Here is a 26,512-nt window from a genome sequence, read left to right on the forward strand (position 1 = left end):
TGCTGATCTCCGCGCATACGGACTTCAGTATCTCAGTGGCATGCGAGCTGGCGTTACGCCGGTTCGACCACCTGAGATACTGAACTACGTATCTACGAATTCACGCAATTCGATTGCGCCGCCGATCGGACGCACGGTCACAACAATATTATCTTCGTCACGCCCAATGGCGAAATTGCAAATCGAAAAACGCAATTCGATTCGCGCTGCAGAGCCCACCACGGCGACCGCCCGCCGAACGGCCTGCGTGCCGGGCTAGGCGGGCCGGGCGATGCGGATACGCGGGCCTGGCCGGACCACCAGTTTGACGATGCCCAAAAAGCGCTCCCCGTCGATGATGGGCGACAGCGGTTCGTCCTCGGCCTCGATGACCATCTCACGGCCGTTGACATCGCGTAGCCCGGCGCCGCGGAGCATGCCGTTGGTCAGGGCCGTCGGAAGCTGCGCGACGATCCTGGACGGCCGCAGGTATCCGGCCTGAAAATGCAGCGCACCGGGCTCGGAAGCCTTGGGGAACAACCGAAGTGGGCCGCCGATGCGCAGGTCGATCGCGCCGGCGTGCAGCAGGCTGTGCGTGCGCGAGGGGACCTCGTTGCCGTCGATCACCACGCGCGCTTGCGTCGGGGTGAACAGGATGGACGCATAGTTCGGCGTCTTCACTCGGCTGGGGGCGACCTTGGAGGTGATGTAGTCGCCGAAGCTGCGAGCGATCACCCGCGCGACGGCCAGCCGGCCGTGATCGGGAGAGTCGTAATACCGGTCGTAGAAACGGTTTCCGACGCCGCCGGCGGCCAGCCCGAAGCAGAGCCGATGAAACGCCGCGCCGTCGGCGGTGGCGCCGTCGAGCACCAACGTGTCCAGCTCCACCTCGGGCGGGGGCCGATCGTTTTCGGCGGCCGCGGTCAGCGCACGGATGATCGCCTCGGGCCGCCCGCGCACCCGGGCCTTGCGGGCGACGGCGTTGACGCTGCCGCCGTTGGTCGGGACGAACGCGGGCCAGCGTTGCGGATCGCCGATGCAGTGCTCGATCTCGTTGATCAACCAGTGCAGTGCGCCGTCGCCGCCGTCGCCCACCAGGTGGGTGACCCGCGGCGCCAGCTGCGCGATGGTGTCGCGCAGCTCCTCGATCGAGTTGGTCTCGTGCACCTCGCCCCAGGGGCCGACGATGCGACGCAGTTCGGCGATGCGATCGCGGGAAGCGGAGCGATTTTTCCGCGCTTTCGGATTGACGATGACGCCTAGATGCATCCGGCGATCCCCGCGGCAGGTGGGGTTTCGCTGGTCATCCCAGGCACGATACCTGGGCGCGGCGGGTGACCGACATCGCTCCCGCCCGCCGCCGCACGGCCCGTCGGCCCACCGGCCGGGGTCGCAAGTGCGAAGTTAGGGTGGCTGCCATGGCCGATTGGACCGCAGCACAGCTGCCCTCGTTCGCCGGACGGACCATCGTCATCACCGGGGCCAACGCCGGGCTGGGCGAGATCACCGCCCGCGAATTGCTCCGGGTGGGTGGCCACGTCATCCTGGCAGTCCGCAACACCGACAAGGGCCACGCGGCCGCCGCTCGCATGACCGGTTCGGCAACCGGTCCCGCGACCGGGACAGCCGAGGTGTGTCAGCTCGACCTGCAGGACCTGTCCTCGGTGCGGCGCTTTGCCGAGGGCGTCGACAAGGTCGACGTCCTGATCAACAACGCCGGCATCATGGCCACCAAGCACGCGGTGACCGTCGACGGGTTCGAGGGTCAGATCGGCACCAACCACCTCGGCCACTTCGCCTTGACCAACCTGCTGTTGCCCAAGTTGACCGACCGCGTGGTGACGGTGTCCTCGCTGATGCACCACTTCGGCTACATCAGCCTCAAGGACCTGAACTTTCAGTCCCGGCCGTATTCGGCCTGGCTGGCCTACAGCCAATCGAAGCTGGCCAACCTGTTGTTCACCAAGGAGCTGCAGCGGCGGCTGGACGGCGTCCCCACAGCGCTGCGGGCCCTGGCCGCCCACCCCGGCTGGTCGCACACGAATCTGCAGGGCAACTCCGGCCGGAAACTGGGCGACGCGGCGGTGCTGGCCGTCGACCGGATCGTGTCCACCGACGCCGACTTCGGCGCCCGCCAGACGCTGTACGCGGTCTCGCAGGATTTGCCGGGCGACACCTTCGTCGGGCCGCGGTTCGGGCTGTACGGCCGCACCCAGCCCACGTGGCGGAACTGGCCGGCAAAGCGCGCGGGCACCGCGAGCGCGCTGTGGGAACTGTCCGAGCGGCTCACCGGGACGAAGTTCCCGCTCTGACGCCGTGTTCGCTGGCCCGGTGACCTTCGACGCGCCGGTCGTCCGGGTGGTGGCTAGATTGGATGGGTAGCGCCATCGCACCCAGCCAGGAGGTAATGCCATGTCGGACGCGCATCTGGCGGCCATTATCGCCCTGTGTGCCGCGCTGGCGTCCGCGATCGGCAACGTGGTGCGGCAGCGTTCCGCGCAGGAGGTCACCGACAAACGGGTGGGCCACCTGACGTTGTTCGGCATGTTGCTGCGCGACAAGCGTTGGTGGCTGGGCGGTTTGGGGGACATCGGCAGTTACGTGCTGCTGGCCGCCGCGCTCGACAAGGGCTCGGTGTTGCTGGTGATGTCGTTGCAGGTCACGGCCCTGCTGTTCGCCCTCCCGATCTATTCGCGGATGACCGGTAACCGGATCACCCGCCGGGAGTGGACCTGGGCGCTGGTGCTGGCGGTGGCGTTGGCGGTGCTGATCGCGGTCGGGGACCCGACCGGCGGCCAGCAGCGGGCGCCGCTACACATCTGGATCGTGGTCGCGGTGGTGATCGGCCCGCTGCTGTTGCTCGGGCTCCTGGGCGCGCGGATCTGGGCGGATCGCCCGGTCGCGGCGCTGCTGTTGGCAGCCGTCGCCGGCACGTTGCTGGCGGTGTTCGCCGTGCTGATGAAGGGCGTGGTGGACATCCTGGAGCACCACCCGGGTCAGGTGTGGGTGTCATTCGAGCTGTACGCGCTGGTGTTCTGCGGGGCGGCGGGAATGGTCTATCACCAATCGGCGTACCGAGCCGGCGCGCTCACCGCGTCGCTGCCGACGATCATCGTGGCGAAGCCGGTGGTGGGCGGGATCCTGGGCATCATCGTGCTCCGCGAGACGTTGGCAGCCGGCGGCTGGGAATGGTTTATGCTGGCGGCCACGCTGGTTGTGGTGATCGTCGCGACGGTCGGGTTGGCTCGCGGCGAGGCCGCCTCGATGTCGGCCGGCGCGGGCCGGGACGTGAAATCCAGCGCCCGGCCGCCGGCGACCACCCAGGCCTGACACAGGCCGAAAGCGTTGCCCTAACGGCGTTCTCACGACGCCGGCGTCCGCTTTACGGGTTGATGGTGTTGTCGCCGACCTGGCGGCCCCAGACGTATTCGATGGCATAGGGCGATCCGGTGTCCAGGTGGTTGTAGGGCGCGATGCTGTTGCCGGTGTCCATGATCAGCTCGGGCGCCGGCCACAGATCGCGGGTGACCTTCTGCCAGCAGCCAGGAGCGCCGCCCGGCCCGCCGCGCGCGTTCACCCGCGGCAAGTTCTCCGGCCAGATGTACGGGTTGGGTGCGCCGCCGACGACTCCGGCGATGCCGCCGACCAACGACGCCAGGACGGGCACCGCGGACACCGGGTTCGCGATCAGTCCCAGCCCGGAGAGCACCTCGGTGTCCATGTTCAGCGAGTAGCCGTTGAAGCCGCCCTCGGCCGCCCCGGTGGCGGGCAGCGCATCGTGTTCGCTGCGCATCAGGCAGTAGATTTCGGGGCTGTAGGTGTCCAGCAGCTGCGCCGTGGGCACCAGGTCGGCGGCGCCGCGCGCCAGATACGGCCCACCCTTGTTGAACAGCTCGGCACCGGTGTTACCGAACCCGGCCGCCGACAACAACGCCTGATCCAAATCCTTCTGCTGAGCATTGAGGGTGCGCGCGGTGATCACCGCGTCGTTCAAAAAGTCGAACAGATCCGGCGCCGCATTCGCATACGTATCACCCAACGCCGCCAACTGCTGAATATCCTTGCGCGCCTGCGGCATCCGCGGATTCACATCATCAAGCAACATGTTGGCGTTGACCACCGACTGACCGAACTTCTCCCCCAACCCCGACAACGACTGCGCCGCCGCACTCAACGTCAGATTCAGCTTGATCGGATCCACCTTCTCCGCGATCGACGTGATCGTCTGAAACAACGTGTTGATCTCGGTGGTCACCGACCGCGCATCGATCACCGTGCGCGACGAAATCTTCTGCGGCGACGGATTCGCCGGCGTCGTCAACGACACATACTTGCCACCAAACACCGTCGTCGCCTTGATATCCGCATTCACATTCGACGGAATCAACGCCAAATACCGCGGAAACACCTCCAACGTGAACTTCGCCGCCGGCTTCCCATCACGCACCGTCTCCGCAATCGACCCCACCCGGCCGATCTCCACCCCGTTATACGTCACCTTCGAACCCGGATCCATCACCAAACCGGCCCGCGACGCAATCATCGTCAACTCGGTCTTGGGGGTGAAACCGCCCCGGAACTGGATGTAGACCAGGGTGAAGATCACGCCGAGCACCACCACCACGAGCAGGGTGATGAACTTGTACGGCGGCTCGCGGGAGTCGTTGATCTGAACGGGTGAACCTTCCACGGCGCTACACCGTGAGCCCGAAAGTCATCGTGGACAGCCGGCGACACGGGTGGTTATCCAGGTCACCCACCGTCGCCAACCCTGCCCCTCGCCTCGGTGCCGTCGCCACCCGGCGCTGGCCTGTACACGCATGTAATAAGACCAGTGAAATGTACCGCGCCGCAGTGGCACAAACAAAGCAACGGCGGGACCGGCGGGCGGACCACGTCACCTTTCAGGTACGCGCGGTGGCGTGTGCCAGCTGACCGCTGCTGTCGGCACGCTAATGACGTTGTGTAGCAGGACTTTCGCGGTTTACGGATTGATGGTGTTGTCGCCGACCTGGCGGCCCCAGACGTATTCGTTCGCATACGGCGACCCGGTATCCAGGTGGTTGTAGGGCGCAAGGCTGTTGCCGGTGTCCATCACCAACTCCGGCGCGGGCCACAGATCGTGGGTGATCGGCTGCCAGCAGCCCGGCGCACCACCGGGGCCGCCGCGCGCGTTCACCCGCGGCAGGTTCTCCGGCCAGATGTACGGGTTGGGTGCGCCGCCGACGACTCCGGCGATGCCGCCGACCAACGACGCCAGGACCGGCACGGTCGCAACCGGATTGAGCAACAGACCCAGTCCGGACGTGACCTCGGTGTCCATGTTCAGCGAGTAGCCGTTGAAGCCGCCCTCGGAGGCACCGGTGATGGGCACGATGTCGTGGTAGTTGTGCAGCGTGCAATAGATTTCGGGGCTGTAGGTGTCCAGCAGCTGCGCCGAGGGCACCAGGTCGGCGGCGCCGCGCGCCAGATACGGCCCACCCTTGTTGAACAGCTCGGCACCGGTGTTACCAAACCCGGCCGCCGACAACAACGCCTGATCCAAATCCTTCTGCTGAGCATTGAGGGTGCGCGCGGTGATCACCGCGTCGTTCAAAAAGTCGAACAGATCCGGCGCCGCATTCGCATACGTATCACCCAACGCCGCCAACTGCTGAATATCCTTGCGCGCCTGCGGCATCCGCGGATTCACATCATCAAGCAACATGTTGGCGTTGACCACCGACTGACCGAACTTCTCCCCCAACCCCGACAACGACTGCGCCGCCGCACTCAACGTCAGATTCAGCTTGATCGGATCCACCTTCTCCGCGATCGACGTGATCGTCTGAAACAACGTGTTGATCTCGGTGGTCACCGACCGCGCATCGATCACCGTGCGCGACGAAATCTTCTGCGGCGACGGATTCGCCGGCGTCGTCAACGACACATACTTGCCACCAAACACCGTCGTCGCCTTGATATCCGCATTCACATTCGACGGAATCAACGCCAAATACCGCGGAAACACCTCCAACGTGAACTTCGCCGCCGGCTTCCCATCACGCACCGTCTCCGCAATCGACCCCACCCGGCCGATCTCCACCCCGTTATACGTCACCTTCGAACCCGGATCCATCACCAAACCGGCCCGCGACGCAATCATCGTCAGCTGCGTCTTCTCGGTGAATGCACCGCGAAACTGGCCGTACACCAAGGCCAGAATCAGCCCGCAGACAAGCATCATGGCGAGGGCGATCCACTTGTAGGGCGGGGTTCGTTGCGAGTTGATCTGCACGGGTGAGCTGGGACCTGTTTTCGTCGACAAGACCGCCGCCACCCCTCACGTCCGCGCCGCCGCCTGCCGGCGCGGCGACAAATCCACTCCCCTGCCTTTGCCAGGGGCTTCGTAACTGTGCACTAACGAAGTCAGTGAAATGTACCGCGACGGCCGAACTTGTGCGAACCGCTGTTCACAAATTCGTCGGGCGCCGCGGTTGGCAAGATGCCGGGTCTACGCTCGATGAGAACCTCGATGAGGACAACGAAAGGTGCGCGATGCTGGCAGCGTTCGGATTCGAATCCCTGGGTGTGGTCGTCGGCGACATGTACTTCATCGACCCGTCCCCGCTCGAAGGTCAGGAGACGCCGGAGCGCGGCGTCAGGCTGGAACTGCGCCTCGTCGACCGGGCCGAGCCGCAGGGCTCGATCTACGCCGGCGTCCCGATCGCGTTCACTCGCCCGGTGTGGCGGGTCGACCTGTTCGGGTCCACCGAGAGCCCACCCGGGACCCTGGACCGCGCCCATCACCACCCGCAGTTCAACGGTTGGGAACCCAGCCGCCGGCACTTCGTCCCCGAGCTGTCCGCCGACCCGCTGGCCTGGTTGACCGAGCAGCTGGCCGACCCGGCCGCCGTGCTGGCCCGCGCCGGCGTCGACGCCGACCAGGTCAGCGAGGCCGACACGGCCGGGCTCGCGGCGGCCGCTCCGGAGATCGTCGCCGCCGTGAAACGGTTGCTCGACGGGGTGCGCAACGGCTCGCTCGCCCCGGAGCCCGCCGAGCCGGTCGCCGCCGCCCGCACCGGCTGGCTCTGACGTGCGTTAGCGTCGTCGGCGTGACCCTGAAAAACATCGCCCTGACCACCCTCGACGGTCGGCCGACCACGCTGGCCGAATTGTCCGACGGCGCAACGCTGGTCGTCAACGTCGCCTCCAAATGCGGGCTGACGCCGCAGTACACAGCCCTGGAAAAGCTGGCCAAGGACTATCGCGACCGCGGCCTGACGGTCGTCGGCGTCCCCTGCAACCAGTTCATGGGCCAGGAGCCGGGCACAGCCGACGAGATCCAGGAGTTCTGCTCGACGACCTACGGCGTGACGTTCCCGCTGTTGGAGAAGACCGACGTCAACGGCGACGGCCGCCACCCGCTGTACGCCGAGCTGACCAAGGCCGCCGACGCCGACGGCCAGGCCGGCGACATCCAGTGGAACTTCGAGAAGTTCCTGCTCGCACCCGACGGCGAGGTGGTGCGCCGCTTCCGGCCCCGCACCGAGCCCGACGCCCCGGAGGTCATCAGCGCCATCGAGGACGTGCTGGCGCGCTAGGCATGAAAACGGCCCCCGGAGCTATCTCCGGGGGCCGTTTTACCTGGTAGCGGGGACAGGATTCGAACCTGCGACCTCTGGGTTATGAGCCCAGCGAGCTACCGAGCTGCTCCACCCCGCGTTGGTGAATGCCAGGTTACCGAACCGGCGTCACGGCGACCAAATCGCCCGCTCAGCGGGCATCGAAGCCGCGAACGGCTCAGTGCGACGGCGGGTTCAGCCCGTATCGCTGGGCGATGTCGTCCATCCACTCCGGCGAGCCGTACGTCAGCCCATATTTGTCGGCGAGCTTGCCGAACTCGGGCAGCTCGTGCAGCGGTGTGCCCGCCGGGTCCTGGTCGTGCTCGACGAGCAGCTCGCCCAACTCGCGGAAGTAGTTCTCGAACCCGCCGGGGGTGATGACCTCGATGATGCGGCCCGGCTCGCTGCCGGCGTTCCACATCGCATGCATCTGCCCGCGCGGCTTGGTGATGTATCCACCGGGACCCAGCACCACTTCGCTGTCGTCGGAACGGAACCCGATCTCACCGGCCAGCACGATCGAATGCTCGTCCTCGCGGGTGTGCCGGTGCGCCGCGGTGAGCAGGCCGACGGCGAACGGATGCTCGACGATGGACACCTCGCCGCCGTTGGTCTTGCCGGACAGTTTGAACACCGCCCCGAAGCCCGGGAGAGTGACGACCTCGCCCTCCCCCGGTTGCACCACGGTGACGCCGATTGGATCTGGTCCGCTCATGTGAGATACCTTCCTCGCAAACCCGTTGCGCCGCAAGACGTGTTCAGCCCGTCGCGGCCAGGTCGGCCGTCATCTCGTCGTGCGGCGGCCACAGTGGCTGCGGCACTTCGATGCCGAACGGCTTGTCCCAGCCGTTGCGGGACGAAACCTGGTGCACCGGATGGCGATTGGCCGCGACGCCCCACCTGCCCAACGGGTAGCCCAGGGTGAGCATCGCCGACATCTTCCAGCCCTGCTCGGCCGGAACTCCCAGTAGCTCGTTCACCTCGTCCTCGAAATTGCGGAGCACCATCGTCATGACACCGCCGACTCCCTCGGCGCGGGCGGCGAGCAACGCACTCCAGATGGCCGGGTAGATGTTGGCGCCGCCCAGGTCATCGATGGAGTAGACGAACAGCAACAGGGGGACCTCTTCGAAATGGTCGGCCAGGTAATTGCCCGAGCCCTTCATTCGGCGCATCGTTTCGGCGTGCGCGGCGGGATCCGCTCCCGGCGCCGTGGCGACCATCGGTCCCGTTCCCGTGCTGAACTTCTCGTATTCGATGGCGCGGGCCTTGCGGAACAGTTCGGCGAACTTGCCGATGAGTTCCCGATCGTCCACGGCCACGAAGTGCCAACGCTGGGTGTTGCCCCCGTTCGGGGCGCGCACGGCCGCATCGAGGATGCGCGCCTGGGTCTCCAACGGAATCGGATCCCGGCGCAGCCGGCGCATCATCCGGGTGGTGTACAGGCCTTCGTAGATGTCCATTGTTGTGCTCCTTCCACTATTCGGGCCAAGGACTGTTGTGGATCGCGTCGACCATGTTGGCGGGCGTGAAGTTCGGATCGAAATGCGCCAGGACGTCGGCGTTCATGGTGCCGTAGGTGGTCTCCGGGCGGTGCTTCATGCCTTCGTTGAAGGCGACCAGGATGCGGTTCTTGAAGTCGGGACGCGGGTGGGCCGCGGTGACCGCCTCGACAGCGTCAGAAGGCAGGGCCTCGCGGCCGGCACCGACGACGTCGGTCGCGACACCGGCGATGAGCAAACTGATTTCCGGGTCCAGGCGGGCCGGCACGCCGGGCGTCGTGTGCAGGGCGATGCCCAACCACACCTTCTGCGCCTGCGCTTCCTCGACGCCACGTTCCACCAAGAATTCGCGCGCCGCGTCGGCACCGTCGATTTCGAAGCGCTCGGTCGAGGCGCCGTAGCGCGACGTGAGACCCAGGTCGTGGAACATCGCCGCCACGTAGAGCAGTTCCAGGTCTGGGTGCAGCCCGAGGCGGCGCCCGTGAAGCGCGCCGAAGAAGTACGCCCGCCGGGAATGGTGGAAGAGGACGTCGTCCTCGGCGGCGCGGATGAACTCGGTTGCCTCGCGCACCAGCGCGGTGTCGGGGACCACGATGTCCGCAACGGCTGTTGTCGATGGAATGGCCATGACCGCGTCTCCTTCCCTGCTTGCCTGAAGTGTGCGCCGCCGCGCGGTCAGGGAGGAGTCGGTATGCGGTCGTTCTTCCCACAGAATCCGACATTGGCCGTCAGGCGGTGAGGATCGCCTGGGCCACCTCGTCGGGGTGGGTGAGCAGCCCATTGTGCGTGCCCGCAACGACGACCGGCCGGACCCCGATCCGCGCGGCCGATTCGGCCGCCGGCCGCGGCATCGCCAGGTCGTCTTCGCCGGCGATGTAGACCAACGGGATGCCAAGGTCGGTCGGGTGGATGTCGAGGGAACCGAGGAAGTAACCGCCGGGCTGAACGGTGAGCAGGTCCGCCACCAGCCGCTGTAGGTCAGCACAGACGCCCTGCATCAGTTCCCGTCCGAGATATTCCGCGGTTGCCGGAACGGCGCCGACCGGCGATTCCTCGATCCACCGCAGCGCGGACAGGCGCTTGTCGGGCGGGTTCTCGTCGATCAGCGATCTGCCGGGCAGCGGCACGTGCGCGTTGTAGTACACCAGTTTCTCGACTCGACCGGCGAGCACTTGCGCGGCGCCGGTCGCGGGGAAACCGCCCCAGCTGTGGCCAACCAACACCACCGCGCCGGATTCCCGCCGCCGCACCTGCCGGGCGATGTAATCGACCGCATCGTGAAGTTGGTATCCCGAGGGATCCTCGCCGTCGCCCATGCCGGGCAGCGTCAAGGTGATGGCCCGGTGGCCCGCCGCGCGCAGCCGCTGGGCGACCGGACGCCAAGACCACGCCCCATGCCAGGCGCCGGGGATCAGGACGTATGTCGACATGTCCGCTAATCAGCCGGGGCGGCCGGGCCGGGCGGCGGCCAGGTCACCGGTGGCCAAATCCCAAGTGTGGCAGTCGCTTCGCGTCATGTCCTGCTTTCTGTCGATCGAGGCAGCGCTCACGCTGAGGTCCGAGTCGCTATCGGGACGTTCCGCGCATTCGGAACCATGCGCAGCATCGTGGATGGATGAAACAGCTCCGCGCGCCGGCCGACCATGTTCATCAGATGCAGGAATCGCTGGACCATTTCCGGGTCGGTTTGCGCGGCGCGGACCATGCGCTCCACCAGAGCGTTCCTGAGCCGCACCGACACGGTTCGCTTCCCCGCTATTTGCGGCAGTGCCAGGTCCGAACTCACGGCGGTGTGCCAGGCCACGGCGATCTCCTTGGCAGCGCGGCCGAAGAACCGCCGTGGCAGTTTGTCGCCGCCGTCCCGAAGGCAATCACGCAGAATCAACGCCTCGATGGCGGCGATCGACATGCCTTGGCCGTAAAGAGGATTGAAATTGCACAGCGCGTCGCCCATCACGATCAGGCCGTCGGGCGTGCGCGTCAGCTTGTCGTAGCGTCGCCATCGATTCGAGGGAAACTTGTAATGCGTGACGTTCGCGAGCGGTTCCGCGGCCCGCGCGGCGGCCAGCACATGTGGGGGCGCTACACCGGTCAGACAATCGAACAGGGCGGCGCGATCGGTGGGCGCCGGTTGCCCGGACAGCGTTTGCACCGCGAGCATGTACGCGTTGTTCTCCCTGGCGAACATCGCGAATGCGACCGGCCGGCTGGGCTGGGCGGCGGTGAGCGTGACGTTCTCCCGCAAGGTGCCCGGCTCCAGATAAACCGGCAGACCGGCGTAGGTGACGTGCACCTTCAATTCGTCCTCGCGTGGACGGCGATACCCGAGTTCTTCGAGAAAGATCGGTGTCCGCGAGCCGCGGCCCGTCGCGTCAACGACAAGGTCTGCGGTCAGGACGCTTTCGGCGCCCGAGTCACGTCGCGCCACCACGACACCCGTCACGCGGGCGCGCTGCTGGGTGGACGTCAACCGCACCGCGTCACGGCCCTGCAGCAACTCGACATTGGGAAGGGCATGCACGCGCCGACGTAGGTTCCACTCGAGAAAAGCGCGGTGCGCGTAGTGGATAACGATCGACTCCGGGTCGGGGACGTTGCCCGAGCGCAGCAACTCGTGTCCACCGAAATTGATGCAGAGGCGCGACAGGTCGCCGTCGTCCCAGACTCGGGCACCGCCGACCACCAATTCGTCGAGGAAACCGGGAAAAAGCTGTTCCAAACTTCGTGTTAGCCGTGCCGGTGGGATGTGCGGCAGGCCGCCTTGCGGGACCCCGCGGCGGGTCCGCGGTCCGTCCGGGAGAACGTCTCGTTCGATCACGACAACGTCGCGATAAAAGTCGGCCAGTACCCGTGCCGCCAGTAAGCCGGTGATGCTTCCCCCGAGAACTATTGCGGTGTCCCCGATTTCGGACGCATTCGTCTTCAAGCTGACTCCTGTGATCGCACCTGATGAGAACCGCCGCATCCCCCGGCGGTCACCGCTCAGTCTGCTGCGGTGACCGTCGGGGCACCGGTGCGATTTCAGACCGCTATCCCACAGTTCGCGACATCACCGGCCGCGCGGACGGAGCGCCTACTCGGGCCAGGTGTTGTCCAGGATGATCTCGACGAAGTCGTCACGGCGGAAAGTGGGATCGAAGTGTTGCAGCACATCGGCGTTGACGGTGCCAAAGGTGCTGTGCGGGCGGTGTTTCATGCCTTCGTTGAAGGCAGCCAAGATTCGCCGCTTGAAGTCAGGCCGGGGATGCGCCGCGGTGACCGCGGCGAGGGCTTCCGCGGAAAGGTCGTCGCGTCCGATGCCCAGCACGTCGGTCTCGACACCGGCTGTGACCAAAGCGATTTCGGGTTCCATGAATTCGGGTATGCCGGGCGTGGTGTGCAACGCGATGCCGAGCCACACTTTGGCGGCGTCGGCCTCGCCGACGCCGTGCTCCAACAGGAAAGCCCGCGCCGCGTTGGCGCTGTCCACCTCGAAGCGCAGGGTGGACGTGCGATACCGCTCGGTGAGGCCCAGGTCGTGGAACATCGCCCCGGCGTACAGCAGTTCCAGGTCGGGCTCCAGGCCCCGGCGCCGCCCCTGCAGCGCACCGAACAAGAACACGCGCCGCGAATGGTCGAAGAGCAGGTCACCCTCGGCCTCGCGGATGAACTCGGTGATCTCGCGAACCAGCGGGGTGTCCGGTATGACGATGTCGGCGATACTCTCGACGTGTTGAGTGACCATGATCAACCTCCTGTGTCGGGTGGACTGTCCTCAGTATTCGACCGCGCCGTTCAAGCCACCCGAATCGTTTGAGCCGTCTTCACCACAGAATGCGACGCGTTCGCCACCGTCGGTCGGCCCGCTAGCCGCCCAGCCGCCATATTTCCCACAAATTGCGACACAATGGCTGGCGTGACCGAAGCCAAAGCGCGTACGCGGGTGGTGGTGATCGTCGTGTTCGACGGGGTGACGCTGTTGGACGTCGCGGGCGCGGGTGAGGTCTTCGTCGAGGCCAACCGGTTCGGCGCCGACTACCAGGTCAAGATCGCGTCGCTGGACGGGTGCGACGTGACCAGTTCGCTCGGGTCCCGACTTGGCGTGACCGACAGCATTGCGGCGATCGAATCCGCCGACACCGTCCTGGTCGCCGGCAGCGACAACCTGCCCGCGCACGCCATCGACCCCGCCCTGGTCGAGGCCATCCGATCGGTGTCGGCCCGGACCCGGCGGCTGGCCTCCATCTGCACCGGGTCGTTCGTCCTCGCGCAGGCGGGCCTGCTCAGCGGAAGGCGCGCCACCACGCACTGGCACGATGCCCGGCGGTTCGCGCGTGCCTTCCCCGATGTCACCGTCGATCCCGACGCGATCTTCGTCCGCGACGGCAACGTCTTCACCTCGGCCGGGATCTCGTCGGGCATCGACCTGGCGCTGGCGCTGGTCGAAATGGATTACGGCACCGAACTGGTCCGCAACGTTGCCCGGTGGCTGGTCGTCTACCTCAAACGCGCAGGGGGCCAATCACAATTCTCGGTGTTGGTCGAGGCCGATCCCCCGCCGCAGTCGCCGCTGCGTGCGGTCATCGACGCGGTCGCGGCCGACCCGGCCGCGAACCACAGCGTGCAGTCCCTTGCCGCGCGGGCGTCACTGAGCACCCGTCAGCTGACCCGACTCTTCCAATCCGAGCTCGGGATGACCCCGGCCCGCTATGTCGAATTGGTTCGCATCGATTTCGCCCGTGGGGCATTGGAATCCGGCCGGTCCGTCAGCGAGTCCGCGGGCATGGCCGGCTTCGGCAGCAGCGAAACCCTGCGACGCGTGTTCGTCAACCACCTGGGCATCAGCCCGAAGGCCTATCGGGACAGGTTCCGAACGGCCTACGCCTGAGCGATCGAGTGGCAGTCTTGCGAGATGCGCCTGGCCAGGGTTCGCGATTGTTTCGCTACGTAGCCGATCAACGCTGGGCGGCTCAGCAGACCATGGAAGTACAGGCCATCGGCCGCAGGCGTCGGCGCCAGCAGGACCGGTGCGCCGTCGGGTGCGAGTACCCTCAAGTGCCCGACCAACGGGCCCAGGCCGGGCCCGTATCCGGTCGCGCAGATCATCACGTCGGGTTGAATTCGTGCACCGTCGGCCAGCGCCGCCTTGGCACCCTCGAGCGCGCTGACCGCCCCGACCACTTCGATGGATCCGTCGCGCACCGCGTCGATGACCTCGCGGTCGACAACTGTCGGTGCGGCGTGCAGCCGGTGGGCTCTGGCAAACGGGCCTTCCTCCGGAACAGGCAGACCGAATTCTTGGAGGTCGCCGAATGCGCGGTGGCGCGCTGCGTTAGAGATCCGGTCGGCTACCCGCGGGGGCAGATGGAACAACGGAATCGAGAGCACGTCGTTGGGCAGCCCGACAGGCCCCTTACGCGGCAAGAGGTTTGGTGGAGTTCCTACCGAGAGCCAGACTTTGGCCGCCGCGCCTACGGTCAGGTCGTGGGCGATCTCCATTCCCGAGGATCCCGACCCGACCACCAGCACGCGCTTGCCCGCGTACCGCGCCGGGCCTCGATAACTCGATGAATGCAATAGCTCACCGCTGAAAGTGCCGGCCCAATCCGGGATCAAGGGAGTGTGCAGGTAACCCGTGGCGACCACGACGTGTCGAGCGTCGAGGTCGCCGTCAGACGTTGTCAACCGCCATCCCACCGTACAGCGGTCGATCCGCTCGACCGTGGTGTTGAGCCGGAGGTCGATGCCGTCCTCGCCCGCGTGTCGGTCAAGGTGCGCGACGACCTGGTCACGAGTCGGATAGAGCGGAGTCCCCTTCGGGTATGGCCGGCCCGGCAGGTGGGAGAACTGCCGACCGGTGTTGAGCCTGAGCCGGTCATACCGGCCGCGCCACGACGCGGCCACTGCATCGGCCCGGTCGATGAGCAATGGCCGGATTCTGTTGTCCTTCAAGCTCAGCGCGGCAGAAATGCCGGCCGGGCCGGCACCAATAACCACTACTGCCCGGTCAGGTCGCGAGGATCGCATTGGCCACTTCGTCGGGGTGGGTCAGCATTCCGTCGTGTGTCCCCGGAACGACGACCGGTTTTACACCGAGCCGGGCGGCAAATTCGGGCCCCGGGTGCGGCATCGCCTGATCGCTGTCGCCGGTGACGTAGGCGGTGGAAACACCGAGACTCGCCGCATCGATGTCGAGAGCGCCAAGGAAGTAGCCGCCGGGTTGCGGGGTCATCAGATCCGCCACCAATCGCTGCAACGCTGGGGCGACGCCTTGCAGCAACAGCTGTTCGACGTACTCCAGGCTCGGTGCAATGGCGCCGAACGGTGATCCGTCGATCAATTGCAGCATCAACTCGCGTGTGTCTGGCGGGGTTTCGTCGACGAGCGACCTGACCCGAACCGGCACGAAAGCGTTGTAGTAGACGATCTTGCTGACCCGGCCGCGCAGAAGGTGAGCGGCGCCGGTCGCGGGGTAGCCGCCCCAGCTGTGCGCGACGAGGACCACATTGTCCAGCTCGAGCCGGCGCACCTCGTTGACGATGTAGTCGACCGCGTCCCCGAGCTGGTAACCCGACGGGTCATCGCCGTCGCCCAGACCCGGCAGCGTCAGGGTGATCGCCCGATGACTCGCCGCGCGAAGCCGGTTGGCAACCGGCCGCCAGGACCAGGCGCCGTGCCAGCCGCCTGGAATCAGCACATACGTCAGCCCTTGCGTGTCCGGCGGTAGGGTCCCGTCGAGAATCATCTGGCGCGAGCCTCGATCACGCTGAAATCCGTTTCGGTATCGAAGACTTGAGTCATCTCGAAGCCGGCTTCATCGAGGAGTCGCTGATACTCCTTGGCGGTGCGTTCACGCCCATCGTTGAACAGCAACATCTCGATGTCAGCGATCTTGCCGATGAATTCGCGGGTGTCTTCGGGGATTACCGTCTCGACGAGCAGTAAGGCCGCGCCAGTTGGCGCAGCCCTCCTCACATTCCGCAGGATTTGCAGCGCCGCGTCATCGGACCAGTCGTGCACAATGTGCTTGAGCACATAGGCATCAGCTCCCGGCGGAACATCGCAGAAGAAGGAGCCCGCAACCAGGCGAACCCGTTGCGCCACGCCTAACTTTCGTAGCAGCGGCGCTGCTTCGGCCACCACATCGGGAAGGTCGAACAGCACACCACGCGTGTTCGGGGCCGAGGCCAGGATGGCCGCGAGCAAGCGGCCATGACCGCCCGCGACGTCGACGATGGTAGCGAATGGCGTGAAGTCATACGCCGCCACGAGCGGTCCATCTACGTACGCCGACAAGCCCGTCATCGCGTCGTTGAAGATCGCACTGAATTCGGGTTCGTCGCGCAGGTAGTCGAAGAAGCGCTTACCGCGCAACGCCTGGACCGGCGAAGTGCCGGCTCTAACAGTCTGGGTGAGCAGGCTCCAATGTTCGCGCTCCTGCGGTGCGCCCACGAGCCGCGCCAGGGCCGCCATAGATACCGGGGCGTCCGAGCGCAGCAGGTCTGCTCGCTCGGTCAGTTCATAGCGGCCATCGTCGCCCTGAGCGAAGATGCCCTTGCTGATCAATGCTCGCAACACCCTGCGCAACGCATCGGAATCGGCTCCGACTTTGTCGGCGAGTTCATCGATGTGCAGTGGCCCGTCGCCAAGCGCATCGGCCACTCCCAAGTCGGCAACTGTAGTAATGGTCTGCGCTACCCACGCGCCCAGTATGAGCCCCTGCATCGCTTTCGCCGGCGATGACGCCGGCGGATCCAATGGCATTGTCTCCCAACCTCCTCATTCTGGTTGACAAAAATCACGGCCGCGCCCGCCGCCCGGACCGGGTGAGGGCTACCAACTCATCGCGATAACGGCTGCCAGCAGCAAGACCGTGACGAGACCGTGGAGGACGAGTTGGCGCAGAAAGGTGTTCTGGACAAGACGGTCCAATTCGGCCGACTGTGAAAAATCAGGCAACACATAGTGATTACGCATTGAGCCGAAACCCATTCTCGCGCTCAGCGATATGGTCATTGTTGATCATCGATCGAGTCGGCCGGCCGAAGCCGTTGGCCCGAGGTCGTATTGCTCGCAACGTGGGAAGGTCTTGGCAGACCCTGGAAGGTCACCGAAAGCCGCGGCCCATAGCATGGTGCCCATAAAGACCAGCACTATCGCGATGAAGCTGTGAACGCATGCTTGCCGCACTATCATCGCCAGGGGCGGCTGCAGTGGGTAATCCTCCGGAAATCTCGTCATGGTGGGCCCTTCTGTGTCACGGATCGGCAGAGCCGGAATCACTTCAGTGAGTAGCGGATCGGCAGGTGTTTGAGACCACCGACGAGTGTCGTCGCGCACAATTCCGGCTCGCCTGCGAGCTCGATCGATTTCAGCCTGGGGAGCAGTTCGCGGTAGAGACTGTTGATCTCCATCCGCGCTAATGCGGCACCGAGGCAGAAGTGCACGCCGTACCCGAAGGCCAGGTGTTTGTTGGGATCGCGGCGGATGTCGAAGCGGAACGGATCGTCGAAGACCTCCTCGTCGCGGTTGCCGGACGCGTATGCCAGATACACCGACTCTCCTTCGGCGATGTCGACCCCCCGAACCGTGGTGTCGGCGGTTGCGGTGCGCATGAATTCCTTCACCGGGGTGGTCCACCGGATCATCTCCTCGATCGCCGTCGGCATCAGCGTGAGGTCCTGCTTCAATCGCGTTAGTTCACCGGGGTTTTCGATGAGCGCGCGCAGCCCGCCGGAGATGGCGTCTTTGGTGGTGTCATGGCCGGCGCTGGCGATGATCACGTAGTAGGACGCGGTGTCCACGTCCGAGAGCGGCTCGCCGTCGACGCGCCCGTTCGCGATGGCCGAGGCCAGGTCGCCGGTGGGGTTCTGGCGGCGCGACGCGGTCAGCTCGGCGAAGTAGTTGAGGAAGTCCTGCATCACCGCGAGCACGGCCTGGGGGCCTTGACTTCGCTGGTATTCGGCGTCATCGCGGCCGAACATTTCCTGGGTAAGCGTGCGCATCCGAGGAAACTCGGATTCGGAAAGACCCAATAGGGACAGGATGACGTAGAGCGGAAAGTCGGCTGCGACGTCGGTGACGAAGTCGCACTCAGGTCCGATCTCGCACATCTTGTCGACACAGCGCTTGGCCAGCTGGTCCACCTGCGCCTTCAGGTTGCGCATGGCCGCGGGGCGGAACCAGTTCGCGGAGATCGCGCGCACCTTGCGGTGGTATGCGCCGTCCATCTGGACCAGGGTGCGCATGCCGGTCCCGGCGTCTAGCTCTGCATTGCGCAGATCGTCGACGGCGGCGGCTGTGAGCATTGTGCGGGGCGCGCTGATGAAGAGGTCATTATCGCGCTCGATCGCCATGATGTCAGCGTGCTTGGTGATCGCCCAGAACGGCCGATACGGCGGATGGTCCACCCATGCAACCGGATTGGTTGCCCGCAGCTGCCGTAGCCCCGTGTGCAGCCGCTCGTCGTCGGCGTATGCCGATGGGTCAGCCAGAACTTTGGTGGCGTCATGCATTGTGGGTGCGTTCATGTGGATTCCTCACTCCGGGGTTGTCAGAACTTCGATAGATGAAGACCCAATGCGCCGCCGTCGACGCGCGGCCGTCCTCGCTTCGACGCATCCTCAGAGCCTGATCGGCTCGAGGCGGCCTAGGATCTCCTCGCGCCGCGCCTCGAATTGCTCCGGCAGCTGAAATTGCGTGCCCAGCTCCTGCGGCGACTCGTCGCAGTCCCAGCCACCGTCATTGTGTGTCACGGCCAGTTCGAAAAGGGCGCCGCCGGGTGATCTGACGTAGACCGACTTGAAGTACTTGCGGTCTCGAACTTCGGACATATCTGTGTAGCCGGCACCCTCGATCTCGAGTTTCAGGTCGCTCTGGTTTTCGAGAGTGTCTGCGTTCCAAGCGAAGTGGTGAATAGTTCCGGCACCATAGGTCCACGTGCCCGGCCCATCTGTGCGATTGACGACAAGCTCGACCGCACCGCCGAGCCCGGACTTACCGGCCTCCAACGCAAAACGGTCACCTTCGGTCAAACCCTCGCGAGCACCAAGGTGGTTGGCGGCGAACTCGACTGCGGTGTCCGGCCCCGTCACGTGTACGCCTACACCGTAAATCCCGTGGATGGCGTACTCCTCGGGCACACCGTTGCCGGTGTAACCCCGACGAGGGTCGTCGACGACCTCGACCAGCTGGTACTCGATCCCGCACGGATGCCGGAACAGGACGCGGCGGCGATCGAACACGGTCGCGTCCCGGACGTCCGCGGCCCGTTCCTGCAACCTGGAGGACCAGTAGTTCAGCGAACCCGCGGGAGCGGCGAGCAATACCTCACGTGCCTGGTTGGTACCACGTCGCCCGCACATCCCGGCCTGGCCAACCGGGAACGTGGTGAGCACCGCGCTCGGGTCGCCGTTGGCGTTGCTGTAATACAGGTGATAGATCGGGATCGTGCCGTCGAACAACACCGTCCGTTTGATCAGCCGTAGACCCAGCATCTTGACGTGAAAGTCAACGTCCTCCTGGGCCCCGTTCACCGACATGGTGATGTGGTGACTATCGATGATGTACGACATTCGAGCTCTCCCGCCGGCGGGTGGTCATCGGGCCCCCAGGAAGCGGAAAGCCGCTTCGGACATCGTTCTCGCCGTGAGCGTTTGCGGTCTGATCGGGCCATCGGGCATAGACACGTTGGCGTAGCCGCCGGGAAGCACATGCTGCGGAAGCGCAGCTGATACCACCTCGGGCCAACCGCGATGAGCAGTGTGGCCAGATCTGTTCTTTGTCACACCTGCGACGTTAAAAAGCAACGCGCCCAGCGGCTAACCTGCGCCCACTGAGTGGGCTTTACCGGCCGGTCACCGTTTGACGGTGTGGCGATAGGGGCAGCGCCCGAGCTCTAGGCTGGGGTAATAGATTGGCGCTCAAGGAGTACCAGGACGGATCCCAGAAGGGGCCGTCAGGTCATTGAGGAGCATTCGTGACGAGTGATTCTGGTAAGGCGAATGGCTAGAGGCGTCGGCACTTCCCCAATGACGGGGCGGCCGATCATGATCGGGTTGGTCGCGATTCCTGTATTGGTCGCCATGTCCGCGCTCGCCGCGGGGTGTGACTCACCGACTACGACGTCATCGACAGCCACGCCGGCGTCCGTCGGATTGCCACAAATTCTGCAGCGCGGCACGGTCCGTGTGTGCAGTACCGGCGACTACCGCCCATTCACGTATCGTGACGCACAGGGCATCTGGAGTGGGCTCGACATCGACATGGCCCACGACATGGCCACTCGACTGGGAGTCCGGCTGGACATGGTGCCGACCACGTGGGCAAGTGTTGTCAACGATCTGGGCAACAAGTGCGATGTGGCGATGGGAGGAATCACCATCACGCTCAACCGCGCCGAGCATGCGATCTACAGCGCTCCCTACCTACGCGATGGAAAAGCGGCCATCGTCCGTTGCGCTGAGGCATCAAAGTTCCAGACCCTGAGCGACATTGACCGCCCGGGTGTCCGCGTGGTCGTCAACCCCGGTGGCACCAATGCCGAATTCGACAACGGCCATCTCCACAATGCGCACGTGGTGAACTATCCGGACAACAACACCATCTTCGGCCAAATCACTAACGACGCCGCCGATGTCATGATCACCGATGCCAGTGAGATCCGTTGGCAGACAGGCCAGGATCCGCAGCTCTGCGGTCAGAGTCTGGACCATCCGTTCACGTTCGAACAAAAGGCCTATCTCATTCCTCGAACCGCCACGGACGTGCAGCAATGGATCAATCTGTGGCTCAACATCGCACAGAACGACGGAACCTACGCAGCGCTAAGCCAGAGGTACCTGGGTGCGCTAATCGGGCCATGATTCTTGCGGGCCGATCGACACTCGAGCCCTCCTCTAACCGACGCTGGGAAGCGGAATGGCGGTGAAGACGCCGTCGGGGTCGTACCGCGCTTTCGCGGCGGCGAGTCGGACGGCGTTCTCGCCGTAGGCATTCGCGACCTGCTCGTGGTCATCGGGTCCCAACAGGTTGGCGTAGCCGCCCGGTTGGGCGTGAGGCGCAAGCGCCGCCGACACCGCGTCGGCCCACGCACGGTGAGTAGCACCATCCCCGGTCTCCCAACTGGCGACAATCTCGACGACGAAGTGTGGGCGGCGGTTTGCGAACGCGGTTTGGTCCGAGGCGACGCGCGTCGACGCGCCGTGACAGTGGTGGATGGCGATGCCGCTGGGTGGTGAGGTCAGCGCCCGACCGGCCTCGCGGAGCGTATCGATCACCCCAGGTGTGTACCCCGCGACCGTGCGGGTGCGAATCGCCCAGCACTGCCCACGCACGCTCCAGGCATCGAACAGGCTCAGCCATTCGAGGTACGTCATCGGCGCGACCTGTGTGGTCAGCGGAGTTCCAAGCTTGACGAGCTTATCGACGGCGGCTTCGCCGCAACGATGATCGCCGCTGAAGGCCGGAGCCAGGAACACCGCCGGATTTCCGCCTGGGTCGCAAAGCAGTCCACTTAACACGGTCAGCTCGTCCGGAGCCGTCGACAACAGCTCACCGAGCCCACGCCACACCGTCGCGGCCTGCGACCACGGGAAGGTGATCATCCCGCCGATCAACCGGTCCAGCGGATGTAACCGCACGCGCATCGAGGTGACCACCCCGAAGTTGCCGCCGCCACCGCGCAGTGCCCAGAACAGCTCCGGCTCGTGAGTCGCGTCGGCTGCGACGGTTCGACCGTCCGCCAGGACAACCTCTGCACCGACCAGGTTGTCCGAGGCAAGGCCGAACCGGCCGTTGAGCGGTCCGTAACCTCCGCCGAGTGTCAGGCCGGCCATACCGACGCCGCCGCAGTTGCCGGTGGCGGCAACCAGCCCGTACGGCGTGACCGCGTCGGTCAAATCAGTCGCTGTGACACCCGCGCCCACCGTTGCGACCGGTACCGTGGTATCGACTGTGACACTTCGCATCCCGGACATGTCGATCACCAGACCGCCGTCGCACACAGCGCGACCAAGCCAGTCGTGGCCACCCCCGAGCACCGAGAGCCGCATCCCGCGGTCACGCGCCACCCGGATGGCTATCTGCACGTCGAACGATGACTCGGGTCGCACGATCAATGCCGGACGATGCTGCGCCGCCGCATTCCAGATCAACGGCGCAGCACCGGGGACCCGCACTTGCGTGGCATTGATCGCTCTCGTCAGGTCGGCGGCGGCCGCGGATATCACAGCGGGGGTGGTCATTTATCTCCTACGGGTTGACGACGACGTCCAGCAAGAACGTCCGCCCTGATGCGACGGCTTCGAGCGCCCGCTGCACGGCCACGGCCAGCTCATCGAATTTCTGCACGCGTTCGCCCATGCCGCCATACGCTTCGGCCTGCTTCACGTAGTCGGGCATCGGTTCAATGGTGTTGCCGACGAAGTTCTGTTCGCGGACGGCCGCGCTATCCGGGTAGTACCTGACGAGGTTTCGGATCTGGGATGCGTACTGCCGGTTATTGCACAGCACGATGAGCAGCGAAACTCCGTATTCCTGTGCGAATCCCAGCGCAGCCGGCACGGGATTGTAGTGCCACGCTCCGTCACCGAGGATGCAGACGACCACTTGCTGCGGGCGCGCGAGCTTGACGCCGAGTGCGGTGCCCAGGCCGGTGCCCAGTGCTCCTGCCCAACCGCGATACTGCTCGAAAAGTTTACGGGTGTACAGGAATTGAATCATTTGCGGCACTTGAGACGTGATCTCATCGACACAGATCGCGTCGTCGGGAAGTGCGTCGTGCAACGCACCGAACAAGTCGGCGGCACACACGAAATCGGTTGCCTGCAACGCTAGTTGGCGAGCTTCTTCGATTCCCTTGGCGCGCACGCCGTCCGTGTAGCGCGTCCACCGCTCGTCGGCGTCGTGCCGAACGGCCGATCGCGTTTGTAGATTGGCAGCGAGCGCAACCAGATTGATCGACACATTCCCCGGGATCGCGTGAGTGATCGGGTAGCCCCAATAGGCACCGCGCGGGCGCAGCGGGTCTTGTTCGAGGTGAATGACCGCGCACCCTGGGCGTAACGCCGCCTGCGGCGGATGCCACGGTCCATTGCAGCCGGCCAACAGCACGGCATCGGCTTCACCCAGCACCGCTTCCACCGGCCCCGCCCCGTACAGGGGGTGCGACCGCGGAAAGTTGTGATAGGCGGGATTCCAGAATTCGAAGACGGGCGCCGACAGCGCCTCGGCGATGCCTATCAGGGCGTTGCGGTCGGCGTCGGTGCGCCCGCCGTGTTCGGTGACGATGATCGGGTTTGTCGCGCGCACGAGAATTCCGGCCACCCGGTCGATATGTTCTGGTGTCGCGACATTCGGTGCAGCGGGAACCCACGGGGGGACCTCGGGGTGACCCTCGCCCAGCAACAGCTGAAACGGTATCTCCAACAGCGTCGGGCCGAGCGGGACGGACTCGGCGATGAAGCGGGCGCGCCGGAGTTCGTGAACCAGATCGAACGGCGTGCGCGCTCGCTTCGCCCACTTGACGACGACTTCGGCGTTGCGCGCCGGGCCGGCATGGTCGGTCAGCAGTGCGGGCCATTCGGCACCGGGATCGCCGTCGGGGTCATCACCATAGCTGAGCGTGTCGGGCGACAGTGCCGTCATCGGTGTGCGCTCCTGCAGCGCCGTGCTCAGCGCCATCGACGCGTTTTGAACTCCCAACGATGTCGGCAAGAAGACGATCTGGCTTCGGCCGGTGGCCTTGTAGTAACCCGATGCCAGGCTCACCGCCAACAGCTCATGGCGACAGCGGAAGTACCGCAGCCTCATCTCGTTGCCGCGCCGGGCAAGCACTTCCCAGATCGGCGCCATCACGGCGATGGGAGAGGCGAAAATGCAGTCCACGCCCTGGGATTCCAAATGATCCAGCAGTACTTCTGCGCCATTCTTGGCGCCATGAGCGCGTGTCACACGAGTGACGCTAGGAAGCGACGAGGCCAACTGCGAGCCCGCGCCCACTGGGTGGGTTTTGCTAGCTGATCAGTGATTCACGGTTAGTCGCTTCTGATTTGAGGGCTAGTGTGGTGTGCGATCAGCGCGCCGACCATCCACACGCCGAAGGCGGTGCCGGGTTCATCGCCGCATCTACCTGTCACGCACCGGATGGCAGCTGCCGGCCAAAGAGCTGCGGTAAGCCCTTCAGGCGGGGGTTAACGCGATAACCGGGATGGGCCGCGATGTTCGGCTCTGGTAGCCGGTGTATCGGTTCGCGTTGTTTGTATTGACGATCTCCCACAGCCGAGCGTAGCCGGCGTCACCGGGTGCGACTCTGCGTGCTGTCACCGCGAATCGTATTGGCCCCACGTTTATTTCGCAGTCCGGCTGGTTCCGTAGGTTGTGGTACCAGCCCGGATGCTTATCGCTACCACCGAAGGACGCGACGACCAGATACGAGTCGCCGTCCTTGGCGTAGGTCAGTGCATTGCTGCGCTGCTGACCGGTCTTCGCGCCCGTGGTGTGTAACAGCAAACAGGGTGGCATGCCTGGCATCCGGTGGCCGATCCGACCGTCGGTCCTCCGATAGACCATGCCATGAAGGCGCAGCAGCGGTAGGAGCACCAGTTGCTCCGCCGGAGTCATATTGCTCATGAGCAGTTTGCGCCTGTCATGCCCGCGACGTTAGGAAACCACGCGACGGGCGGCAAACCTGGGCTCACTGAGTGGGTTTTCGCGCCTGGCACCGTTTCACGGGTTGCGAAGGAGGCTGACGATGCGGCTGCCGGTAGCCCTGGTGGCAGCCAGCAGTCCCAGCGGAGGCCGGCGTTGCGGGATGAGCGCCGAAACGGCTGCCGCCGCGTTGTCGCCGAGAGGAATTGCTATGGCAACGCAGCTGAGATCCGCCAGCACCCCGCCGGCATCCACTATGGGGGCGCGGCCCAACTCGGTATAAGCCCGCGCAGTCGCCGTACCTGGCGGCACCCGAGCCCCAGGTTCGGCTGTGAATCCCACCGGAATCCGAGCGTCCACCACGTCCAGATACACCACCTCGCCACCGATCAGCGCAGACAACTGAACCGCAGCCCCAGTGGCGCTTGCCAGCTCGGCGATCGGCCGACGGGCGGCCACCCGCAATCGACGCTCCGGACTCACCCGCGAACCCAACCCCAACAGGCTCGCGCCCAACCGATACCGGCTGCCTTCGCGACTGACCGCCCCGACCGCGATCAACTGCTGCAACAGTCGACGGACCGTCTCGCGCGGGATCCCGCTCACATTCGCCAAATCCAGCAGCCGCACCGGCTCCAACGCAGCCACCAGCTCCAGCAGTTCAAATGCGCTCTGGAGAACCCCGCGGCCGTCGTTAGGAAACGAGCCGTCCACAACCCGACGGATCATCGCCATCGCCCAGACCAGGCCGCTTGGCAACCGGTCGCCTTGACCAGACTCCATGCCGGCGGCCCGAAATCAGCACATACGTCAACCCCTCGTTCAAGGTATGCCTTTCGCTGTCAAAGGATCCGAAGGTAGTACCGGACCGGTGTGTGGCCGCCACGGCTATGACGTTAAGAAGCCGCGGGACAAGCGGCCAATCTGTGCCCACTCAGTGGGTTTTCTCGCTGATAGCAATTCACGGTGTACGAAGGAGCCCGGCGATACGGACACCGGTGGCCCTGGTGGCAGCGAGCAGCCCGAGCGGCGGCCGCGGTCGCGGAACAAGCGTCGACACAGCTGCCACAGCGCCGTTGCCCAAAGGAATGGTTACCGCGACACAGCTCATACCCTTGATAACCTCGCCGGTGTCCACTATTGGTGCGGTAAAACCCAATTCGGTGTGGGCTCGTGCGGCTGCGCATCTAGGTGGTACCCGGGCCCCCGGTTGGGCGACCACTCCGAACGGAACGCGAGCGTCCACCGTGTCCAGGTACACCACCTCGCCACCGATCAGCGCAGACAACTGAACCGCAGCCCCAGTGGCGCTTGCCAGCTCGGCGATCGGCCGACGGGCGGCCACCCGCAATCGACGCTCCGGACTCACCCGCGAACCCAACCCCAACAGGCTCGCGCCCAACCGATACCGGCTGCCTTCGCGACTGACCGCCCCGACCGCGATCAACTGCTGCAACAGTCGACGGACCGTCTCCCGCGGGATCCCGCTCACATTCGCCAAATCCAGCAGCCGCACCGGCTCCAACGCAGCCACCAGCTCCAGCAGTTCAAATGCGCTCTCGAGGACCCCGCGGCCGTCGTTGCGAAGCGAACCGCCCGCCGCGCCCACCCGCCTATCACTGGCGGTCATGCGATCCACCGTTGGCCCACCATCGACCCCTTTGAGGTTGCTGTTGCCGACTGCAACGGCGAGCACGTGCGATCTATGCCCGGTGCCGAAAAGCAACAACAGCCTGCTCAGAATGTCGTCGACGAGGTTATCCCCGAAGCGGCATGGGGCCAAAATGCTGCATTAGCGCG

At 65.3% G+C, this 26,512-nt stretch carries 26 protein-coding genes and 1 tRNA gene; 6 read left to right on the forward strand and 21 right to left on the reverse strand.

All coding sequences use genetic code 11. The features are described 5' to 3' along the window. Window positions 1–255: 255 nt before the first annotated feature. Complete coding sequence (locus A5659_RS02920; RefSeq protein WP_067179246.1) at window positions 256–1,248, reverse strand: diacylglycerol kinase family protein; 993 nt, start codon at window positions 1,246–1,248, stop codon at window positions 256–258. Window positions 1,249–1,397: 149 nt separating this feature from the next. On the opposite strand from A5659_RS02920, the gene A5659_RS02925 reads away from it, so the two are divergent. Together A5659_RS02925 and A5659_RS02930 are read left to right on the forward strand one after the other, a co-directional pair. After that, window positions 1,398–2,291, forward strand: coding sequence for an oxidoreductase (locus A5659_RS02925; protein ID WP_067179248.1), 894 nt, complete (start codon window positions 1,398–1,400; stop codon window positions 2,289–2,291). Between the two features lie 100 nt (window positions 2,292–2,391). Then, window positions 2,392–3,309, forward strand: a complete 918-nt coding sequence (locus A5659_RS02930) for a DMT family transporter (protein WP_067179250.1) — start codon at window positions 2,392–2,394, stop codon at window positions 3,307–3,309. Between the two features lie 52 nt (window positions 3,310–3,361). Here the strand turns inward: A5659_RS02930 and A5659_RS02935 are convergent, their stop codons facing one another. Both A5659_RS02935 and A5659_RS02940 read right to left on the reverse strand, forming a co-directional pair. Further along, entirely contained in the window at window positions 3,362–4,669 is a 1,308-nt protein-coding gene (locus A5659_RS02935) for an MCE family protein (protein ID WP_067179251.1), read from the reverse strand. A 294-nt stretch (window positions 4,670–4,963) separates the two neighbouring features. Beyond that, window positions 4,964–6,256, reverse strand: a complete 1,293-nt coding sequence (locus A5659_RS02940) for an MCE family protein (protein WP_066871099.1) — start codon at window positions 6,254–6,256, stop codon at window positions 4,964–4,966. 260 nt (window positions 6,257–6,516) lie between these two features. Here A5659_RS02940 and A5659_RS02945 point away from each other — a divergent pair, with 260 nt between their 5' ends. Both A5659_RS02945 and A5659_RS02950 read left to right on the forward strand, forming a co-directional pair. Continuing rightward, window positions 6,517–7,053 (forward strand): hypothetical protein, encoded by a 537-nt coding sequence (locus A5659_RS02945; protein ID WP_066871204.1) that lies wholly within the window; start codon window positions 6,517–6,519, stop codon window positions 7,051–7,053. A gap of 20 nt (window positions 7,054–7,073) precedes the next feature. Beyond that, window positions 7,074–7,562: a glutathione peroxidase gene (locus A5659_RS02950; RefSeq protein ID WP_066871102.1), complete on the forward strand. Its 489-nt coding sequence runs from the start codon at window positions 7,074–7,076 to the stop codon at window positions 7,560–7,562. Between the two features lie 44 nt (window positions 7,563–7,606). Here A5659_RS02950 and A5659_RS02955 read toward each other — a convergent pair. The 7 genes from A5659_RS02955 to A5659_RS02985 all read right to left on the reverse strand — a co-directional run bounded on the left by A5659_RS02955 (window position 7,607) and on the right by A5659_RS02985 (window position 12,809). Then, window positions 7,607–7,683, reverse strand: a tRNA-Met gene (locus A5659_RS02955). 78 nt (window positions 7,684–7,761) lie between these two features. Next, window positions 7,762–8,298, reverse strand: coding sequence for a cupin domain-containing protein (locus A5659_RS02960; protein ID WP_066871104.1), 537 nt, complete (start codon window positions 8,296–8,298; stop codon window positions 7,762–7,764). Window positions 8,299–8,341: 43 nt separating this feature from the next. Next, entirely contained in the window at window positions 8,342–9,046 is a 705-nt protein-coding gene (locus tag A5659_RS02965) for a nitroreductase family protein (RefSeq protein ID WP_067179253.1), read from the reverse strand. A gap of 16 nt (window positions 9,047–9,062) precedes the next feature. After that, window positions 9,063–9,713: an HD domain-containing protein gene (locus A5659_RS02970; RefSeq protein WP_066871110.1), complete on the reverse strand. Its 651-nt coding sequence runs from the start codon at window positions 9,711–9,713 to the stop codon at window positions 9,063–9,065. A gap of 100 nt (window positions 9,714–9,813) precedes the next feature. Next, entirely contained in the window at window positions 9,814–10,515 is a 702-nt protein-coding gene (locus tag A5659_RS02975; RefSeq protein ID WP_067179254.1) for an alpha/beta fold hydrolase, read from the reverse strand. A gap of 116 nt (window positions 10,516–10,631) precedes the next feature. Continuing rightward, the gene (locus tag A5659_RS02980) at window positions 10,632–12,011 is read right to left on the reverse strand and encodes an NAD(P)/FAD-dependent oxidoreductase (RefSeq protein ID WP_197497895.1); all 1,380 of its coding nucleotides are present in this window, start codon (window positions 12,009–12,011) and stop codon (window positions 10,632–10,634) included. Window positions 12,012–12,158: 147 nt separating this feature from the next. Continuing rightward, entirely contained in the window at window positions 12,159–12,809 is a 651-nt protein-coding gene (locus tag A5659_RS02985; protein WP_066881662.1) for an HD domain-containing protein, read from the reverse strand. A 162-nt stretch (window positions 12,810–12,971) separates the two neighbouring features. Here A5659_RS02985 and A5659_RS02990 point away from each other — a divergent pair, with 162 nt between their 5' ends. After that, window positions 12,972–13,952 (forward strand): GlxA family transcriptional regulator, encoded by a 981-nt coding sequence (locus tag A5659_RS02990; protein WP_197497896.1) that lies wholly within the window; start codon window positions 12,972–12,974, stop codon window positions 13,950–13,952. Here A5659_RS02990 and A5659_RS02995 read toward each other — a convergent pair. The 6 genes from A5659_RS02995 to A5659_RS03020 form a co-directional block, all read right to left on the reverse strand. Next, the gene (locus A5659_RS02995; protein WP_067179256.1) at window positions 13,943–15,091 is read right to left on the reverse strand and encodes an NAD(P)/FAD-dependent oxidoreductase; all 1,149 of its coding nucleotides are present in this window, start codon (window positions 15,089–15,091) and stop codon (window positions 13,943–13,945) included. The two genes, A5659_RS02990 and A5659_RS02995, sit on opposite strands and share 10 nt — an antisense overlap. Further along, complete coding sequence (locus tag A5659_RS03000; protein WP_231997718.1) at window positions 15,072–15,809, reverse strand: alpha/beta fold hydrolase; 738 nt, start codon at window positions 15,807–15,809, stop codon at window positions 15,072–15,074. The genes A5659_RS02995 and A5659_RS03000 overlap by 20 nt, the downstream gene beginning before the upstream one ends. Continuing rightward, window positions 15,806–16,828 (reverse strand): methyltransferase, encoded by a 1,023-nt coding sequence (locus tag A5659_RS03005; protein WP_082975879.1) that lies wholly within the window; start codon window positions 16,826–16,828, stop codon window positions 15,806–15,808. Before A5659_RS03005 ends, A5659_RS03000 begins: the two co-directional genes overlap by 4 nt. 69 nt (window positions 16,829–16,897) lie before the next feature. Continuing rightward, complete coding sequence (locus A5659_RS03010) at window positions 16,898–17,080, reverse strand: hypothetical protein (RefSeq protein ID WP_066871127.1); 183 nt, start codon at window positions 17,078–17,080, stop codon at window positions 16,898–16,900. A gap of 263 nt (window positions 17,081–17,343) precedes the next feature. Then, the gene (locus tag A5659_RS03015) at window positions 17,344–18,594 is read right to left on the reverse strand and encodes a cytochrome P450 (protein ID WP_066871130.1); all 1,251 of its coding nucleotides are present in this window, start codon (window positions 18,592–18,594) and stop codon (window positions 17,344–17,346) included. 93 nt (window positions 18,595–18,687) lie between these two features. Beyond that, window positions 18,688–19,638: a VOC family protein gene (locus A5659_RS03020; protein ID WP_067179258.1), complete on the reverse strand. Its 951-nt coding sequence runs from the start codon at window positions 19,636–19,638 to the stop codon at window positions 18,688–18,690. Window positions 19,639–20,112: 474 nt separating this feature from the next. Between A5659_RS03020 and A5659_RS03025 the strand changes: the two genes are divergently transcribed. Then, a complete protein-coding gene (locus A5659_RS03025; protein ID WP_231997719.1) occupies window positions 20,113–20,928 on the forward strand; it encodes a transporter substrate-binding domain-containing protein in 816 nt (271 codons plus the stop codon). A gap of 33 nt (window positions 20,929–20,961) precedes the next feature. On the opposite strand, the gene A5659_RS03030 is transcribed toward A5659_RS03025, so the two are convergent. From A5659_RS03030 to A5659_RS03050, 5 genes are all read right to left on the reverse strand, one after another. Next, entirely contained in the window at window positions 20,962–22,308 is a 1,347-nt protein-coding gene (locus tag A5659_RS03030) for an FAD-binding oxidoreductase (protein WP_067179261.1), read from the reverse strand. Between the two features lie 7 nt (window positions 22,309–22,315). Then, the gene (locus A5659_RS03035; RefSeq protein ID WP_197497897.1) at window positions 22,316–24,016 is read right to left on the reverse strand and encodes a thiamine pyrophosphate-dependent enzyme; all 1,701 of its coding nucleotides are present in this window, start codon (window positions 24,014–24,016) and stop codon (window positions 22,316–22,318) included. 228 nt (window positions 24,017–24,244) lie between these two features. Next, window positions 24,245–24,694 carry a nitroreductase family deazaflavin-dependent oxidoreductase gene (locus A5659_RS03040; protein ID WP_067179263.1) on the reverse strand — a complete coding sequence of 150 codons (450 nt, stop codon included), beginning with the start codon at window positions 24,692–24,694 and terminating at the stop codon, window positions 24,245–24,247. Between the two features lie 96 nt (window positions 24,695–24,790). Then, complete coding sequence (locus A5659_RS03045) at window positions 24,791–25,471, reverse strand: helix-turn-helix domain-containing protein (protein ID WP_197497898.1); 681 nt, start codon at window positions 25,469–25,471, stop codon at window positions 24,791–24,793. A 202-nt stretch (window positions 25,472–25,673) separates the two neighbouring features. After that, a complete protein-coding gene (locus A5659_RS03050) occupies window positions 25,674–26,495 on the reverse strand; it encodes an IclR family transcriptional regulator (RefSeq protein WP_156748782.1) in 822 nt (273 codons plus the stop codon). Window positions 26,496–26,512: the final 17 nt, after the last annotated feature.

The organism is Mycobacterium sp. 1165196.3 (assembly GCF_001673415.1).
Lineage (GTDB): Bacteria > Actinomycetota > Actinomycetes > Mycobacteriales > Mycobacteriaceae > Mycobacterium > Mycobacterium europaeum_A.

Bases quoted from the DNA above. Each gene is read 5' to 3' on its own strand.
- A5659_RS02990 (WP_197497896.1), top strand. From the start codon at position 12,972: ATGGCTGGCGTGACCGAAGCCAAAGCGCGTACGCGGGTGGTGGTGATC.
- A5659_RS02985 (WP_066881662.1), bottom strand. From the start codon at position 12,809: ATGGTCACTCAACACGTCGAGAGTATCGCCGACATCGTCATACCGGAC.
- A5659_RS02995 (WP_067179256.1), bottom strand. From the start codon at position 15,091: ATGCGATCCTCGCGACCTGACCGGGCAGTAGTGGTTATTGGTGCCGGC.
- A5659_RS02960 (WP_066871104.1), bottom strand. From the start codon at position 8,298: ATGAGCGGACCAGATCCAATCGGCGTCACCGTGGTGCAACCGGGGGAG.
- A5659_RS02965 (WP_067179253.1), bottom strand. From the start codon at position 9,046: ATGGACATCTACGAAGGCCTGTACACCACCCGGATGATGCGCCGGCTG.
- A5659_RS03010 (WP_066871127.1), bottom strand. From the start codon at position 17,080: ATGACCATATCGCTGAGCGCGAGAATGGGTTTCGGCTCAATGCGTAAT.
- A5659_RS02975 (WP_067179254.1), bottom strand. From the start codon at position 10,515: ATGTCGACATACGTCCTGATCCCCGGCGCCTGGCATGGGGCGTGGTCT.
- A5659_RS03040 (WP_067179263.1), bottom strand. From the start codon at position 24,694: ATGAGCAATATGACTCCGGCGGAGCAACTGGTGCTCCTACCGCTGCTG.
- A5659_RS02930 (WP_067179250.1), top strand. From the start codon at position 2,392: ATGTCGGACGCGCATCTGGCGGCCATTATCGCCCTGTGTGCCGCGCTG.
- A5659_RS02945 (WP_066871204.1), top strand. From the start codon at position 6,517: ATGCTGGCAGCGTTCGGATTCGAATCCCTGGGTGTGGTCGTCGGCGAC.
- A5659_RS03000 (WP_231997718.1), bottom strand. From the start codon at position 15,809: ATGATTCTCGACGGGACCCTACCGCCGGACACGCAAGGGCTGACGTAT.
- A5659_RS03025 (WP_231997719.1), top strand. From the start codon at position 20,113: ATGATCGGGTTGGTCGCGATTCCTGTATTGGTCGCCATGTCCGCGCTC.
- A5659_RS03015 (WP_066871130.1), bottom strand. From the start codon at position 18,594: ATGAACGCACCCACAATGCATGACGCCACCAAAGTTCTGGCTGACCCA.
- A5659_RS03020 (WP_067179258.1), bottom strand. From the start codon at position 19,638: ATGTCGTACATCATCGATAGTCACCACATCACCATGTCGGTGAACGGG.
- A5659_RS03005 (WP_082975879.1), bottom strand. From the start codon at position 16,828: ATGCCATTGGATCCGCCGGCGTCATCGCCGGCGAAAGCGATGCAGGGG.
- A5659_RS03030 (WP_067179261.1), bottom strand. From the start codon at position 22,308: ATGACCACCCCCGCTGTGATATCCGCGGCCGCCGCCGACCTGACGAGA.
- A5659_RS02970 (WP_066871110.1), bottom strand. From the start codon at position 9,713: ATGGCCATTCCATCGACAACAGCCGTTGCGGACATCGTGGTCCCCGAC.
- A5659_RS02925 (WP_067179248.1), top strand. From the start codon at position 1,398: ATGGCCGATTGGACCGCAGCACAGCTGCCCTCGTTCGCCGGACGGACC.
- A5659_RS02920 (WP_067179246.1), bottom strand. From the start codon at position 1,248: ATGCATCTAGGCGTCATCGTCAATCCGAAAGCGCGGAAAAATCGCTCC.